This is a genomic window from Pseudomonas alkylphenolica (assembly GCF_004025535.1).
GTDB lineage: Bacteria > Pseudomonadota > Gammaproteobacteria > Pseudomonadales > Pseudomonadaceae > Aquipseudomonas > Aquipseudomonas alkylphenolica_A.
This window is the reverse complement of sequence record NZ_QJRG01000033.1, coordinates 373,030-387,114: the sequence shown is the minus strand read 5'-3', so window position 1 is coordinate 387,114 and position 14,085 is coordinate 373,030. Positions and strand designations below refer to the sequence as shown.

Sequence of the window (14,085 nt, the reverse complement as noted above, 5' to 3'; positions counted from 1 at the left end):
AGCATATAGCTGGCTAATGATCATTTCCAATATATTGTTCGACCTGTTTGAGATGTTTTACGACCTATTGGAGCGATTATGGAATTGCGTCACCTGCGTTATTTCATTGCGGTGGCTCAAGAGCTGCATTTTGGCCGGGCTGCCGAGCTGTTGGGCATCTCTCAACCGCCCCTGAGCCAGCAGATCCAGGCGCTGGAGCAGGAGCTGGGCGCGCGGCTGTTCGAGCGTACCAATCGTCGGGTCGCGCTCAGCGAGGCGGGGCGGCTGTTCCTTGAGGAGGCGCGCCTGGTGCTGGCTCAGGTGGATAAGGCCGCCGATGTGGCCCGCCGCGCGCAGCTAGGTGAACTGGGCGAAATGAAGATCGGCTTCACCTCGTCGGCACCGTTCAATTCCAGTATTCCCAAGGCCATTTACGCGTTTCGCCAGCGTTTTCCGGCCGTGCACCTGAACCTTGAGGAAATGAGCAGCCAGGCGGTCGCCGACGCCTTGCTCGACGAATCCATCGAAATCGGCTTGATACGCCCGTTGTCGTTGCCCGACAGCCTGGTGGCAACCGAGCTGTTCCGCGAACCGCTGGTGGCTGTCATCAATGCTGCCCATCCATTGGCCGAAGGCAGTGAAGGTGGGCTGCACATGGCCGCGCTGGCCGACGAGCCATTTGTGTTCTTTCCTCGCAGCTATGGCAGCGGCTTGTACGCGCAGCTACTGAGCCTTGCCCGGCAGGCGGGCTTCAGCCCGCATTTTGCCCAGGAGGCGAGCGAGGCGATGACCATTATCGGCCTGGTCTCGGCGGGGCTTGGGGTATCGGTGCTGCCGGCGTCGTTCCAGCGCATGCGTATCGATGGCGTGGTTTACCGGACCTTGCTCGACAGCGAGGCGATGACGGCTGTATGGCTGGTACAGCGCCGTGAGTCGACCTCGGCAATGGCCAGCGCATTTGCTTCATTGCTGGGGGGACGCGCGCTGATTCCGCCCGTTTGACGGGCGGCTTCGACGATTGCGGGCAAGGTCAAGGCCAGCGCCGGAAAATCAACGACGTATTGACCCCGCCAAAGGCAAAATTGTTGTTCATCACGTACTCGTTGCTCATTGGCCGCCAGTCGCCGCACAGGTAGTCCAGCTCCCCGCACTGCGGGTCGACGTTGACCAGGTTGAGGGTGTGCACGTAACGATCGCTGTTCAACATCTCGATGCTGAACCAGGACTCCAGCGCACCGCAGGCGCCCAGGGTATGGCCGAGAAAGCTCTTTTGCGAACTGATCGGCATGCGTGGCCCGAACAGGCTGCTGGTGGCCAGGGTTTCGGCGATATCGCCTTGTTCGGTGGCGGTACCGTGGCCATTGACGTAACCGATGGCTTCGGGCGCGAGGCTGGCGTCTTCCAGGGCCAGTTCCATGGCGCGGCGCATGGTTACCTGCTCCGGGCGGGTGGTGTGCTGGCCGTCGGCGTTAGTACCGTAACCGACAATCTCGGCGTAGATGTGTGCACCACGGGCCAGCGCGTGCTCGAGTTCTTCAAGCACCAGCATGCCGCCGCCTTCACCGATGACCAGGCCGTCACGACCACTGTCATAAGGGCTGGGAGTGCTCTGTGGGGCATCGTTTTTCAGGCTGGTGGCGTACAGTGCGTCGAACACCATGGCCTCGGTCGGGCAGAGTTCTTCGGCACCTCCGGCGAGCATCAGCGGCAGACGGCCGAACTTGATTGCCTCATAGGCATAGCCGATGCCCTGGCTACCACTGGTGCAGGCACTGGAAGTGGGGATCAGGCGCCCGGTCAGGCCGAAGAAAATGCTGATATTGGCGGCGGTGGTGTGCGGCATCATCCGCACGTAGGAATTGGCGTTGAGGCCTTCGGCAACCGAGTTGAGCAGCATGTTGCCGAAGGTTTTCATTTCGTCGGTGCTGCCGGTGGACGAGCCACAAGCCACACCTATGCGACCATCGCGAATCGCCGGGTCGTCGAGCAGGCCGGCATCGCGCAGGGCGTTCTCGGCCGCGGCCACGGCCAGGCGTGACACCCGGCCCATGCTGCGCAACTGTTTGCGGGTCCAGTAATCGGGGGCTTTGAAATCATCGACCGGGCCGGCCAGGCGTGTGTTGAGTTCCTCGAACCGATCCCATTCGTGCATCCGGCGGATGCCGCTGTGATGCCTGGTAAAGTGCCCGGCAATGGTCGCCCAGTCATTGCCCAGGGATGTGATGCCGGCCATGCCGGTGACCACCACGCGCTTCATCAGCACAACCCTCCGTTGACCGCCAGCACCTGACGGGTGATGTACGCCGCTTCAGTCGACACCAGAAAGTTTACGGCACTGGCGACTTCATCCGGGGTGCCCATGCGTTGCGCCGGGATCATTTTCAGCAGCTCTTCAACGGGCACATGCTCATCGAGCATGGCCGTGTCGATCAGGCCGGGGGCGACGCAGTTGACGGTGATCCTGCGCTTGGCCAGTTCAATCGCCAGCGCCTTGGCGGCGCCAATCACACCGGCCTTGGAGGCGCTGTAGTTGACCTGGCCCCGGTTGCCGATCATCCCCGATACCGAGGTGATACACACGATCCGGCCCGGCGCGCGACGGCGGATCATTGGCATCATCAACGGGTGCAGGACGTTGTAGAAGCCGTCGAGGTTGGTGCGCAGCACCTGGTCCCAATCTTCTTCGCTCAAGGCCGGAAAGGCGCCGTCGCGGGTCAGGCCGGCATTGCACACAACACCGTAATAGGCGCCATGGGTTTCGACGTCAGCACCGAGAATGGCCGCACACGCTGCTCGATCGGCAACATCGAATTGCAGCACCCGAACCTGCCGGCCCAACCCGCGGATCTCCTCTGCAACGGCGTCGGCTTCGGTACGGCCGCTACGGCAATGCAGGACCAGGTCGAAGCCGGAGCGTGCCAGGCGCAGGGCAATGGCCCGGCCAATACCGCGGCTGGAGCCGGTGACCAGGATTGTGTCAGTCATGGGGGGAATCCTCCGGGCCCGCTTCAGTCAGGTAACTGGCATCCTGGGGCGGGCTAAATACGTTCAAGCGGGCCGTGGCCTGAATGCCAGGGCCGTGCAGTTCACATTCGAACACGGCCATGCCGTTATCGTCTTCCAGCGAGGGGCGGGCATGGATATGCAGTTCGGCACCCACGGGAAAACACTCGACATTACAGGCGAACTTGCGTGTACCGAGCAGCAAGCCCAGCGCTGCAGGTTTACCTTGGGCGCGCGCGCGGCATCCGGCGAACGCTGCAGCGCTCTGGGCCATCAACTCGATGCCGATCCAGGCGGGCAGGCTACCGTCGGCGCGATTGAACAGGCCGCCCGGGCGAACGGTCAGTCGGGTATGCACCTGGTCCTCGTCGAAAGACTCGACCTGATCGATCAGGATCATGTCGCCGGCATGGGGCAGCAATTCGGCCAGGGGCCAGGTGATCATGGGGTGTCTCCGAGAATCAGGCTGACATTGTTGCCACCAAAGGCGAACGAGTTGCTCATCAAGCGCCGTGGGCCCGCAGTTGGCAGGCGCTGGCCGGCTTCGACCAGGTTGAGCCTTGGCAACTGCGGGTCGTACGCACCGTCCCAGATGTGCGGCGGCAACTGCCCATGCCGGTTGTGCGCCGACAGGCTCAGCCAGCAGAACGCTGCTTCCAGCGCGCCGGCCGCACCCAGGGTGTGACCGGTCATGGGCTTGCTCGACGAACAGGCCAGCTGGCTGCCGAACAGGGCATGCACAGCCTGGCTCTCCATGGCATCGTTATGTTGGGTGGCAGTACCGTGCAGGTTCAGGTAATTGATCTGCGCGGGCTGTAGACCTGCATTGTCCAGCGCCTTGGCCATGGCCTGCAAGGCGCCTTTTCCCTCGGGCTGGGGCGCGGAGATGTGGTGCGCATCGGAGCTGGCCCCGGCACCCAGCAGCGCGACGCTGGTACCTGGGCAATTTGCCTCGCGGGTCATCAGAAACAGCGCCGCCGCTTCGCCGATGTTGATGCCGTTGCGATTGACCGAAAAGGGGTTGCAGCGTTGTGCACTGACCGCCTCCAGCGCGCTGAAGCCATTGAGCGTCAGCTTGCACAGGCTGTCCACGCCACCACAGATCACCGCATCGCAGACACCCAGATCGAGCAGGCGGCGGGCGCTCATCAAGGCCCGCGCACTGGAGGTACAGGCGGTAGAGATGACGTAGGCCGGGCCGCTCAGTTGCAGCCAGTCGGCGAGAAAGTTGGCCGGCGCACTGAGTTCCTGCTCGGTGTAGTCATAGCGTGGCGGAAACTGTTGCTCGCGCAGGTAGTGAGCAATACCTTCGCCGGCTTCGGCAATGCCCGACGTACTGGTGCCCAGCACAATGGCTACGCGCTCGCGGCCATGGCGGGCAATCGCCGCTTCGATTTGCGGGGTGATCTGCAGGCAGGCCTCATACAGCAACTGGTTGTTGCGGCTGTGCCGCGACTGCAGCGCTGGCGGCAGGTCGAGCAACGTACCGGGCACGGCAGCAACCGGTACACGGCGTTCCGGCACCCAGCCGTGCTCTTCGCGCATCCCTGAGCAATCACCGGCAAACAGATGGCGGGCAACCTCGGCCTGGTTGCGGCCCAGGGCGCAGACCAGGCCCAGGGCATTCAAATAAGCGCTCATGGCGTGGTCTCGCTGGGCAGTGGGCTCACTCGATAACGCAGGCCCTGCTTGAGGTTCAAGGTGAAGTCATCAGCGTGCCGGTAATCGACGCGCCAGCGCTCGTCCAGCCAGCGCTGCTGATCGTGCTCACGGGCATCCGGGTAACTTTGTTCAAGCTGCCCGCCAGGTGTCAGGGCAAACAACAACGCAGCGAACAACTCGCGGGCCGCTGGATTGGGCGGCAGAAAACCATCGGCCTGCCACTGCCCCTGGTCGAACACTTGCCGGGCCTGGGGAATGCCCAGTAAGTCCAGTAGCGACCAACGCAGGCTGAGGCCCTCCCGCTGAATTACCAGGAGCAAATCCTGACGCTGGTCGGCCTGCTCGCTCTGGATGTGCAGCTGCATTGGCAGTGCCAGCGTCGGCATCTGTTCAGGCAGCGGCGGCTGGCTGGCACAGGCGCTGAGCAGGGACATGGCCACTATCAACAGCAGGCGTTTCATGCGTGTTCCTTGTCGCGGGTGGCGGCCCAGGGGGCGAGCATGAAGCTGAACACCAGCCCCAGGCTCACGGCCAGGCCGAAATTGCTCACCGCTGGCGTGCTCGACACCGCCAGCAGGCCGAACGACAGCCAGGTGGTGGTGGCTGCCAGCAAGGTTCCCAGCAGGCTGACGGCAGCGCCGCCGATCTGTTCGTGCATGAGGATGGCGTAGTCGACGCTGATGGCCGTGACCAGTAGCAGGCCGAAGAGGCTGAACAGGGTCAGCGGCTGCCCCAGCCAGCCGAGACTGGCCAGGCTGCACACGGCGGCGAGCAGAGGCAAGGCGACGATACGCAATGCCCCACCCACGCCGAAGGGCAGGATCAGCAGCACCACGATCAACGCACACGACAGCAACTTTAACTCGGCGGCGCTGATCTGGGTGGCAGCGAACACCCGGTTCAAGTCGCCAAGGCGGTCCACCAGTTCGACGCCTTCCAGGTCAATTGCCTGCTGCTGCAGCAAGGCCGGATCGCTCAAGCCCTGCAGGCTGACGATGGCAGCCACACCTTGACTGTCATTGCCCAGCCAGAGAGGGCGCCAAGGCTCGCCCAAAGGGCCGCTGAGGGCGTTATCGATGTCCAGGGGTGGCAGTGCCTGCAACTGGGCCAGTTCGGTTTGCAGTGCGCTGGCGGGGATGCCCAGGGCCAGCAGGGGCTGCCAATACCCGGGCAGTCTGGCCAGCGCCTCGCGCAGCTGTTGTTGTTCGACCGGGCTGGCGACCAGTTGGCTGAGGGCCATGTAGCCTTTGAGCTTTTCAGTCTCGACCAGTTTGTCGAGGCGCGTGCCCAGGGATTGCAGGCGCTTGAGCAACTGGGTCTGGTCTGCGGCGCGCACCAGGTAAAACTGGCTGGTGGGCTGGTAGCCGGTGATGCGCGCAACAGCCTGGGCCTCCTCAAGCAATTGTGGGGAGCTGTTGATCCACTGACGGATGTCGTTACGGCTGTCCAGTTGCGACAGGCCTGCAATGCAAAACAGGATCAGCAGGCCGAGCAGCGCGGGGCTGGGAACCCTGGCCAACAACCTGCTACGCAGCGCCATCAGCCACTGGGCGACCGTCAGCGGCCACTGCGCCGGTTGCAACGAGGTGCCCTTGAGCAGCGCGGGTAGCAGGCACACTGCGCTGAGGTACGCACCAAGCAGGCCGGCAGCAGAGAATACGGCGATCTGGGTCAATGCCGGGAAGGGCGTGAAGGCCAGGGCCAGGTAACCGATGCAACTGGTCACCAGGCTCAGGCTCAACCCCGGCAGGGTCAGGCGCAGGGCGGGCCAGGCGTGCCAGGGGCGCAAGCTCCAGCTTTTTGACAGGTAGTGCAGCGGATAGTCCACCGCCACACCAATCAGGCTGGAGCCCAACACCAGGGTCATCACATGCATCTGCCCGAACAGGGCCACGCAGGCGGCGGCACCGAACAGCATGCCGATCAGCACCGGGACGAACGCCAGCAGCACACGCAGGCGTCGAAATGCCAGGAGCAGCAACAGCAGAATACCCAGCGTCGCGCCGCCGCCGACCCAGGTGATTTCCTGGCTGGCCTGGCGCTGGCCGTTGGCGGCGTACAGCAGGCCGCTGGCGGCCAGCAGTTGTGCGCCATCGTGGCGGGCTTGCTGGCGACTGTCGTCGAGCAAGGCGGCGACTTGCAGCGGTAGCTGCATATCGAAGGCGTTGCCCAGGGTTCGGGCCCGCAGCAACACCCAGAACTGGCCGTCAGCCTCGGCCAGCAGCGCGCCGCTGGCCGTGTCGAGCTGCACTGAGGCGGGGCGTGGCTGACTGTCCTGGATGCGCCCGGTCAGGCCCAGCCAGTCGTCCTGGCTGGGCACCAGGCTGAAGCCGCTGAAAGGGTCATAGAGACTGTGTACGCGCTGCTCGACAAAGGCCTGGGGATCGTCGATCAATGCAGTACGATCGGTACGCGAGAGCATCGCCAGTCGGCCTTGCAGCAACTGCTCTCGCACCGCCTGCAAATCGCTTTGCACACTCCACTGGACCTGCTCGAACAGGCCGCTCGCCTGCCACTGTTCACCCAGGCGCTGAGCGAGGGCGATGGCCTGCGTGCGCCGGGGATGGCCGACCAGCACCAGCATCTGGCGATTAAGCGGCTCTTGCATACGTTGTTCGGCGCGTTGCACCAGTGGGTCCTGAGTGGCGCCGGGCACCAGCGTCATCAGGTCGGCCGACAGCGGCGCCCCCCGATGCCACTGCCAGCCGGTCAGGGCCAGGGCCGCTATCAGGAGCAACAGGAACAGCCGTGGCAACACGCGCTCACTGGGCAAAGTCGCGGCGCTCCGTGTCGTTCAGCTGGCTGGCGCTGTTGCTTGCAGGCATGCGCAGCACGGTGCGGTCGCCCTGGGTTTCGAGCATCTGGATCCGTTCGACAAAGCGCCCGCCGTCGATGTCGATGTGCTGGAACACTTGCTTGAGCAGCAGCGAGCGCGGGGTCAGGCGCAGTTGCCAGTGCCGGGCATCGCCTTGCAGGTTGAGTTCGAAGTCGCGCTGCAGGCCGCTACTGTCACCTTGCAGCACCGCGAAGAACAGGCGGTTCTGCTCGGCGCCGGCACTCTTGCCCGGCAGCCTCTGCCAGCCTCCGCCGTCACGGCGGGCAATGCCTTGGGCGTCCAGGCGGTAGTCCTGCTTGATCGGTGTTTGCAGCAACCAGAGCAAGCCCAGATCGCGGGCCAGGACGAACTGCCCTTTGCTCAGCAATGGCTGAGGCAGGGCACGCAAGTGCTTCTCCTGGATGAACGGGCCCTTGACCACCGCCGGCTCAGCCAATTGTTTACGCAGATCGTCCAGGCCAAAGGCCTGGGCCAGCGCACTGGCAAGCATCAGGGTGGCGCACAGCAGGCTGCGCATCGGGGTTTTCATTTCAACACCCTGGCCACGGCATCGAGTATTTCGTGTGGCGAGGCCAGCTGCATCTCGCCGCTGGCGATGTCTACCGCTACCTGCACGGAGCTGGCGCGTGTCATGCGTTCACCGCTGATGGCGTCGCTGATCAGGTAATTGATCTTCAGGCGGTTCTCCCACTCCACCAAGCTGGCGCGCACCGTCAGGCGCTGGCCGAAGGTGGCACCGCGCACATAGCGTAGCTGCAGGTCGATCACCGGCCAGGCGTAGCCCGAGTCGCGCATCTGCAGGTAGTTGTAGCCGAGCCGGTCGAGCAGCGCACAGCGTGCCACTTCCAGGTACTTGACGTAGTGGCCGTGCCAGACCACCAGCATGCTGTCGACATCGAAGAACGGCACCTGGACTTCGGTGTCGACGTGCAACACGCCTTTACTGCGCATGCAGCCTCCAGTGTTGTCCGGCAATACGGCTCAGGCACAGGCGCAGCTCGCTATCCAGGGCGCGGTCCTCGATGACCGGGGCGAAATCGGCGCGCAGTTCGCGGTGCATCGTGGCCAGGGCCGGTGGCAAGTCTCGAGCATCGTCTTCGCGGTTGCGTAGCCAGACACCCTGATTGGCCGCCAGCAGGGTCGCGGCGGCAACCTGCTCGGTCAGCTCCAGCACGCGCAGGGCATCGCGGGCGGCGATGGTGCCCATGCTGACTTTGTCCTGGTTGTGGCATTCGGTGGAGCGTGAAAACACGCTGGCTGGCATGGTCAGCTTGAGGGCTTCGGCAGTCCAGGCGCTGGCGCCGATCTGTACCGCCTTGAACCCATGATTGAGCATCGCCCGTTCGGCACTGGCGCCGGACAGGTTGCTGGGCAAACCATGGTTGTAGCGCACGTCCACCAACAGGGCGAGCTGACGGTCGAGCAGGTCGGCGACGTTGGCTACGAGTGTCTTCAGGCTGTCCATGGCGAAGGCGATGTGGCCGCCGTAGAAATGCCCGCCGTGCAGCACCCGCTCGGCTTCGGCGTCGATGATCGGGTTGTCGTTGGCACTGTTGAGTTCAGTCTCGATGAAACCGCGCAACCAACCCAGGCTGTCGGCCAGTACACCCAGCACATGGGGCGCGCAGCGCAGCGAGTAGCGATCCTGCAAACGGTGCAAAGGCGCCGTCGGTGCGTCGATGGCAAGGTCCTGGCGCAACCAGGCAGCCACCTGCATCTGCCCCGGGTGGGGCTTGGCCGCGAACAAGCGCTCGTCGAAGTGTTCCGGGTTGCCTTGCAGGGCGACCACGTTCAGTGCCGTGATGCGCGTGGCCAGTTTAAGCAGGTAGTCGGCACGGGCGAACGCCAGGCAGGCGAGGCCGGTCATGACGGCGGTGCCATTCATCAGCGCGAGGGCTTCTTTGGGGCGCAGCACCAGCGGCTGCCAAGCCAATTCCTGGTGGACCTCGGCGGCACTGCGGCGCTCGCCGTGGTACATGACCTCACGCTCGCCGGCGAGGGTGGCGGCGACATAGGAGAGCGGTGTCAGGTCGCCGCTGGCGCCGACCGAGCCTTCTTCCGGGATCAGCGGCAGGATGTCGTGGGCCAGAAAATCCTGCAGACGCTGCAGCAGTTCCACGCGCACGCCGGACACGCCCTGGCACAGTGACTGCAAGCGTGCAGCCAGCACCGCACGGGTCGCCGGCGCATCGAGCAGGCGTCCCAGGCCACAGCCATGGAAGGTGTACAGATGGCGTGGCAAGGCTTCGACGTGTTCCAGCGGCACGGCTACCACGCACGAGTCGCCATAGCCGGTGGTGACGCCGTAAATGACGCCTTCCTTGTCCAGCAGGGTGTCGAGGAACTGCGCACCGCGGGCGATGCGTGCACGATACCCGGCATCGTCCTGCAGGCGGCTCGCGGCCTGGCGGTTGGCCAGGGCCAGGACGTCTTCGATCGCAAGCGGTGACTCACCGAAGGTTACAGGCTCATGCACAGGCATCGTCATCGGTCTTCCAGAAAGGGTAGAAATTGAACCATTGCTGCGGCGCTTGCAGGCAGTAATGCCCCAGGCGTTCGGCGTAGCGTTGAGCCCACTCGGCAATGATCTGATCGCGCTGGTTGCGGCGCCATTCGATGGCCGCGGCGAAGGGTTCGAGCGTCACCTGGTAACGGCCTTGTTGCTTGAGACAGAACAGCAGGTTGAGTGGACACTTGAGCAGCCCGGCAAGCAGCCAGGGGCCTTGCGGAAAAGCCGCCGGGTGGCCGAGAAAGTCTACCTCGACCGTGCGCGCACCGTGCAGTGGTACGCGATCACCGGCAATTGCCAGCCACTCGCCACGCTCCAGGCGCTGGCTCAGTTGCAGCATGATCGCCGGGTCCAGCTCACTGACCTGAATCAGGCGCAGATTGCTTGCCCCGGCTTCGCCGAGCAGGCGATTGAAGCGTTCGGCATGGCGGGTGTGCACCAGTACATTCATGGTCACTTGTTCGCCCAGTTCCGCCAGGGCGCGACAGACTTCCAGATTGCCCAGGTGGGCACCTACCAGCATCTGCCCGCGCTCGCCACGCAACTGTGGGCGTAGCAGGGCCGGGTCGATGATTTCGATCTGTTCCAGGCGCAGCTTGCCGTTCCACACATCGAGCTTGTCGAGCAGGGCATCAGCGAACGCCATGAACTGGCCAAACACCCGCCAATGGCTGGGGCGCAAGGCGGGTTGGGCGCTCCAGGCGGCCAGACGCTGCTGGTATTGCCAGGCACTGCGCCGGGCTGTGCGGCCAAACAGGAAGAAATACACCACTACGCCATACAGGATCGGGCTCAGCAGGCGGCGCCCGAGCAGCCTGACGCCTGCAGCGGTCAGTTTCATCAACCAGAAGCTGCCGCGTTCCTGTTGCTCGGCCCAGTGTTGCTCGCCGCGGCTCATGCCTGCCACCGTCGCCAGAGGATTATGGGGGCGCGCAGCAACATGCCGAAGAACAGCTTGGCGTGCATTCTCGAGATCAACAGGTTGTCGTGGAGCAGACGAAAGTGCGACACACCGTCCGCCGGGTAATGTACGCGGGTTGGCAGCCAGCGCATTGGCTGGTTGCGCCAGGCCAGGCGCACGAGGATTTCGGTGTCGAAGTCCATGCGTTTGCCCAGCTTCACCTGGTCGATCAGGGCCAGGGTCGGCGCCAGGGGATAGACCCGGAAGCCGCACATTGAGTCGGGAATCTGCAGGGACAGGCAGTTGATCCACACCCACACGTGAGTCAGGTATCGGGCATACAGACGGCCCTTGGGCACGCTGGCGTCGAACTGCGGATAACCACAGATCAGTGCCTGCGGGTGCGCCCGTGAGTGTTCGAGAAACTGGCTGACATCGGCCAGGTCATGCTGGCCATCGGCATCGACCTGCAGGGCATGGCTGAAGCCCAGGCGCGCGGCTTCGCGCAAGCCGGCCATGACCGCTCCGCCTTTGCCCTGGTTGATCGCCAGTTGCAGTAGATACACGTGTTCCTGTGCCGCCAGCTGATGTAGCACTGCAGCGCAGGCCGGGCTGCTGGCGTCGTCGACCAGCACGCAGGGCAATCCGGTCGCGAGCAGTGCGGCGACCACTGCCGGCACTGCCCGTTCGTGGTTGTAAACCGGGATCACCGCACAGGGTTTATTCACCGTCGGCCTCCAGCACGATACGGCCGCTGGAACAGGGTTCGCCATCATTGCTGTAGCTGAAATAAAGCTTGCCGCGTTCGCGATCGAAACGCAGGTTCAGCGTCAGCAGATCGCCCGGACGCACAACGCGCTGGAATTTCACCACTTCCATTCCGGCAAAATGCCGCGGACCGTCGAGCAGGGCCTGGCCCAGGCTGATGGCCCAGTCGATCTGGACCACCCCAGGCAGTACCGGTGTCTGGGGAAAATGGCCGCTGAAGCAGGCCAGATCCACCGAAACGGCTAGTTGCAGGTGCAGTTCGTTGCCTTGCTGCGCCTGGCTGAGAATTTCCGGGCCGGTGCCTCGCGGTGCGAGTAGCAGCGCTTCGACCTCGGCTTGTGGCAATTTGCCCTGGCTGTTGAACGGCAGCTGATGCAACAGGCGCCAGCGTCGGGGCAAGGCCAGGGCTTCGCAGTGCTGGTGCAAATGCGTGCGCAAACCCTCGGTAATTGCCCGTCGGCCCTGATTGCGCAGGGCATGCAGCCCGGCCGCTGTCAGTACCAGCAAGGCGCCGAGAGAGGCGCGGTTGGTCTGAATCAGTGCCAGCCGGGTGTCTGCCACCCAGGGGTGCTCGAGCAGGGCATTTTCCAGCAGCGGCAGGGCAATGCGCTTTTCTTCGAGCTTGACGATGCGGTCCAGGCGTCCGAGCAGCCGGAAACGTCCGTCAGCCATGAATTCAACGGCATCGGCACTTTGTTCGATGTGGCCTTCCGGTAAATAGGGGGAATCGATGCGTAAAGCGCCCTCAGCGCTCTGGCTCAGGCGCACGTTGGCGAAGGGTTGCCACAGGTTTTCGCCCTGGCGCCAGGCAATGCCCCCGGTCTCGGAGCTGCCGAGAATTTCCGTGGGCCATTGCTGCAGGTGCTGCTGTAGGGTTTGTGCCGCACTGGCGGGCAATTCTCCCCCGGATGAAAACACCCGGCGCACCCGCCTCAAGGCGGGCCAGTCGAGGTTCTCCCCCATGCGTTTGAGTAGGGCCGGGCTGGCGACCCAGGCAAAACTCGGGTGCTGGCGGCTGGCGCACTGCAGGTCTTCGGGAAAGGGCAGTTGACGGCGCAGGAACGGGCGTCCGGCGCACAGCGGCCAGAGTATGCGAAACAGCAAACCGTAAATGTGCTGGGCGGCCACGCTGCTGATGATGCAGGCATCGCCCAGTTCGGCGCCCCATTGTTGTTCCAGGGCCACGACTTCGTTGGCCAGCTGGCGCAGGGTTTTGTCGATGCGTTTGGGTTCGCCGCTGGATCCGGAGGTGCACAGGCTCAGGCAACAACTGTCCAGATCAAGGTCGGCGGCCGCCAGGGGGGCTTCGTACAAACCTTCAAGTTGATGGTCCTGGGAGTGCTCGCTTATCCACAGGTCGACTTCGTTTTGCCAGCGCAGGCGGGTATGAGGTTGCAGGTCGGCGGGCAGCAGCACCTGCACACCGGCGCGCCAGGCGCCAAGCAGGGTTACCGCCAGCAGCGCGGCATCTTCCAGGTACACGGCCAGACGTCGAACCCCTCGCTGCTCAAGGCCCGCAGCCAGCTGCAGGGCTTGTGTGCAGAGTGCTGCGTGATCCAGTGCCGGGTCCAGAGCAACCGGGCGTAGCGTCTGCAGCGGGTACAGGAGCTGCTCAAGGTTCAGCCATTTCATGAGCGTCCTCGCACACGTTGTCTTATCAGCCATTCGCCAGCGAACAGCAGGCCCATCAAGCCGTAGGCGATCAGGCCGTTGTACAGGGTCCACCAGCTCAAAGGAGCCCACAGTGTCAGTGCAGCGGCGATCAAGCCGTTGCCCAGGAAGAACAGGCACCAGACCTGAGTCACCTGACGGGTGTAATGAATCGCAGCGTCCGGCAGTTGCGGCTCACGCAGGCGTGCGAGGCGCTCGACAACCGGCGGCCCGAACTTCAGGCTCACGCCAAACAGTGCGAGTAGGCACGTATTGATCAGCACCGGATACCAGCGAAGCAGCACCGGGCTGTCGAGTAGCGCCAGCAACACGCAGAAGGCAATGGCTACCAGTGCTATCCAGTGTCCGCCCGGCCGGCGCGGTTGGTTCAGGGCGCGGGCCAGCCACAGCCCGCCGAGCAGCAGCCCGAATTGCCAGGGGGCAAAATGGCTGATGCCGAAATACACCGCAAACGGGTACAGCAGACCGGCCAGGACCAGGCCGAGGCCGATCAGGTTTTTCATGCCGCCGGGCTGATCAGGCGATACACCGCTTCGACCACGTCGTTGACGGTGCGTACCGACTTGAAGTCTTCGGCGGTGATTTTCTTGCCGGTCTGACGTTTGATGTGATCGAGCAGGTCGACCGCATCGATGCTGTCAATTTCCAGGTCCTGGTACAGGTTCGATTCCAGGCTGATGCGCGCAGGCTCCAGTTCGAACAATTCGACCAGCGCATCGCGCAGGGTGTTGAAGATGTCTTCGCGGGTTTGCATGG

General features: G+C 63.8%; 15 protein-coding genes. 1 reads left to right on the top strand and 14 read right to left on the bottom strand.

What is annotated here, in order from left to right; all coding sequences use genetic code 11:
* Window positions 1-78: 78 nt before the first annotated feature.
* Window positions 79-981, top strand: coding sequence for a LysR family transcriptional regulator (locus DM813_RS01790; RefSeq protein ID WP_128321736.1), 903 nt, complete (start codon window positions 79-81; stop codon window positions 979-981).
* Between the two features lie 28 nt (window positions 982-1,009).
* Here DM813_RS01790 and DM813_RS01785 read toward each other — a convergent pair whose 3' ends face one another.
* From DM813_RS01785 to DM813_RS01720, 14 genes are read right to left on the bottom strand one after another with little or no spacing between them, the layout of a single operon-like run.
* Entirely contained in the window at window positions 1,010-2,236 is a 1,227-nt protein-coding gene (locus tag DM813_RS01785; RefSeq protein ID WP_128321735.1) for a beta-ketoacyl-ACP synthase, read from the bottom strand.
* A complete protein-coding gene (gene fabG / locus DM813_RS01780; RefSeq protein ID WP_128321734.1) occupies window positions 2,236-2,964 on the bottom strand; it encodes a 3-oxoacyl-ACP reductase FabG in 729 nt (242 codons plus the stop codon). The genes DM813_RS01785 and fabG overlap by 1 nt, the downstream gene beginning before the upstream one ends.
* Window positions 2,957-3,427, bottom strand: coding sequence for a hotdog family protein (locus DM813_RS01775; RefSeq protein ID WP_128321733.1), 471 nt, complete (start codon window positions 3,425-3,427; stop codon window positions 2,957-2,959). The genes fabG and DM813_RS01775 overlap by 8 nt, the downstream gene beginning before the upstream one ends.
* Window positions 3,424-4,623 (bottom strand): beta-ketoacyl-[acyl-carrier-protein] synthase family protein, encoded by a 1,200-nt coding sequence (locus DM813_RS01770; protein ID WP_128321732.1) that lies wholly within the window; start codon window positions 4,621-4,623, stop codon window positions 3,424-3,426. The genes DM813_RS01775 and DM813_RS01770 overlap by 4 nt, the downstream gene beginning before the upstream one ends.
* Entirely contained in the window at window positions 4,620-5,105 is a 486-nt protein-coding gene (locus DM813_RS01765) for a DUF3261 domain-containing protein (RefSeq protein ID WP_128321731.1), read from the bottom strand. The genes DM813_RS01770 and DM813_RS01765 overlap by 4 nt, the downstream gene beginning before the upstream one ends.
* Window positions 5,102-7,417: an MMPL family transporter gene (locus DM813_RS01760; RefSeq protein WP_128321730.1), complete on the bottom strand. Its 2,316-nt coding sequence runs from the start codon at window positions 7,415-7,417 to the stop codon at window positions 5,102-5,104. Before DM813_RS01760 ends, DM813_RS01765 begins: the two co-directional genes overlap by 4 nt.
* Window positions 7,407-8,009 (bottom strand): outer membrane lipoprotein carrier protein LolA, encoded by a 603-nt coding sequence (locus DM813_RS01755; RefSeq protein WP_128321729.1) that lies wholly within the window; start codon window positions 8,007-8,009, stop codon window positions 7,407-7,409. Before DM813_RS01755 ends, DM813_RS01760 begins: the two co-directional genes overlap by 11 nt.
* A complete protein-coding gene (locus DM813_RS01750) occupies window positions 8,006-8,431 on the bottom strand; it encodes an acyl-CoA thioesterase (RefSeq protein WP_128321728.1) in 426 nt (141 codons plus the stop codon). The genes DM813_RS01755 and DM813_RS01750 overlap by 4 nt, the downstream gene beginning before the upstream one ends.
* Window positions 8,421-9,968, bottom strand: a complete 1,548-nt coding sequence (locus DM813_RS01745; protein WP_128321727.1) for an HAL/PAL/TAL family ammonia-lyase — start codon at window positions 9,966-9,968, stop codon at window positions 8,421-8,423. The genes DM813_RS01750 and DM813_RS01745 overlap by 11 nt, the downstream gene beginning before the upstream one ends.
* Window positions 9,949-10,887 (bottom strand): glycosyl transferase, encoded by a 939-nt coding sequence (locus tag DM813_RS01740; RefSeq protein WP_128321726.1) that lies wholly within the window; start codon window positions 10,885-10,887, stop codon window positions 9,949-9,951. Before DM813_RS01740 ends, DM813_RS01745 begins: the two co-directional genes overlap by 20 nt.
* Window positions 10,884-11,618, bottom strand: coding sequence for a glycosyltransferase family 2 protein (locus tag DM813_RS01735; protein WP_128321725.1), 735 nt, complete (start codon window positions 11,616-11,618; stop codon window positions 10,884-10,886). The genes DM813_RS01740 and DM813_RS01735 overlap by 4 nt, the downstream gene beginning before the upstream one ends.
* Window positions 11,611-13,290 (bottom strand): AMP-binding protein, encoded by a 1,680-nt coding sequence (locus tag DM813_RS01730; protein ID WP_128321724.1) that lies wholly within the window; start codon window positions 13,288-13,290, stop codon window positions 11,611-11,613. Before DM813_RS01730 ends, DM813_RS01735 begins: the two co-directional genes overlap by 8 nt.
* The gene (locus tag DM813_RS01725; protein WP_128321723.1) at window positions 13,287-13,832 is read right to left on the bottom strand and encodes a hypothetical protein; all 546 of its coding nucleotides are present in this window, start codon (window positions 13,830-13,832) and stop codon (window positions 13,287-13,289) included. The genes DM813_RS01730 and DM813_RS01725 overlap by 4 nt, the downstream gene beginning before the upstream one ends.
* The gene (locus DM813_RS01720; protein WP_128321722.1) at window positions 13,829-14,083 is read right to left on the bottom strand and encodes an acyl carrier protein; all 255 of its coding nucleotides are present in this window, start codon (window positions 14,081-14,083) and stop codon (window positions 13,829-13,831) included. Before DM813_RS01720 ends, DM813_RS01725 begins: the two co-directional genes overlap by 4 nt.
* Between the last annotated feature and the right edge of the window lie 2 nt (window positions 14,084-14,085).

Bases quoted from the DNA above. Each gene is read 5' to 3' on its own strand.
- DM813_RS01790 (WP_128321736.1), top strand. From the start codon at position 79: ATGGAATTGCGTCACCTGCGTTATTTCATTGCGGTGGCTCAAGAGCTG.
- DM813_RS01785 (WP_128321735.1), bottom strand. From the start codon at position 2,236: ATGAAGCGCGTGGTGGTCACCGGCATGGCCGGCATCACATCCCTGGGC.
- DM813_RS01755 (WP_128321729.1), bottom strand. From the start codon at position 8,009: ATGAAAACCCCGATGCGCAGCCTGCTGTGCGCCACCCTGATGCTTGCC.
- DM813_RS01725 (WP_128321723.1), bottom strand. From the start codon at position 13,832: ATGAAAAACCTGATCGGCCTCGGCCTGGTCCTGGCCGGTCTGCTGTAC.
- DM813_RS01720 (WP_128321722.1), bottom strand. From the start codon at position 14,083: ATGCAAACCCGCGAAGACATCTTCAACACCCTGCGCGATGCGCTGGTC.
- DM813_RS01730 (WP_128321724.1), bottom strand. From the start codon at position 13,290: ATGAAATGGCTGAACCTTGAGCAGCTCCTGTACCCGCTGCAGACGCTA.
- DM813_RS01745 (WP_128321727.1), bottom strand. From the start codon at position 9,968: ATGACGATGCCTGTGCATGAGCCTGTAACCTTCGGTGAGTCACCGCTT.
- DM813_RS01750 (WP_128321728.1), bottom strand. From the start codon at position 8,431: ATGCGCAGTAAAGGCGTGTTGCACGTCGACACCGAAGTCCAGGTGCCG.
- DM813_RS01740 (WP_128321726.1), bottom strand. From the start codon at position 10,887: ATGAGCCGCGGCGAGCAACACTGGGCCGAGCAACAGGAACGCGGCAGC.
- fabG (WP_128321734.1), bottom strand. From the start codon at position 2,964: ATGACTGACACAATCCTGGTCACCGGCTCCAGCCGCGGTATTGGCCGG.
- DM813_RS01770 (WP_128321732.1), bottom strand. From the start codon at position 4,623: ATGAGCGCTTATTTGAATGCCCTGGGCCTGGTCTGCGCCCTGGGCCGC.
- DM813_RS01775 (WP_128321733.1), bottom strand. From the start codon at position 3,427: ATGATCACCTGGCCCCTGGCCGAATTGCTGCCCCATGCCGGCGACATG.
- DM813_RS01765 (WP_128321731.1), bottom strand. From the start codon at position 5,105: ATGAAACGCCTGCTGTTGATAGTGGCCATGTCCCTGCTCAGCGCCTGT.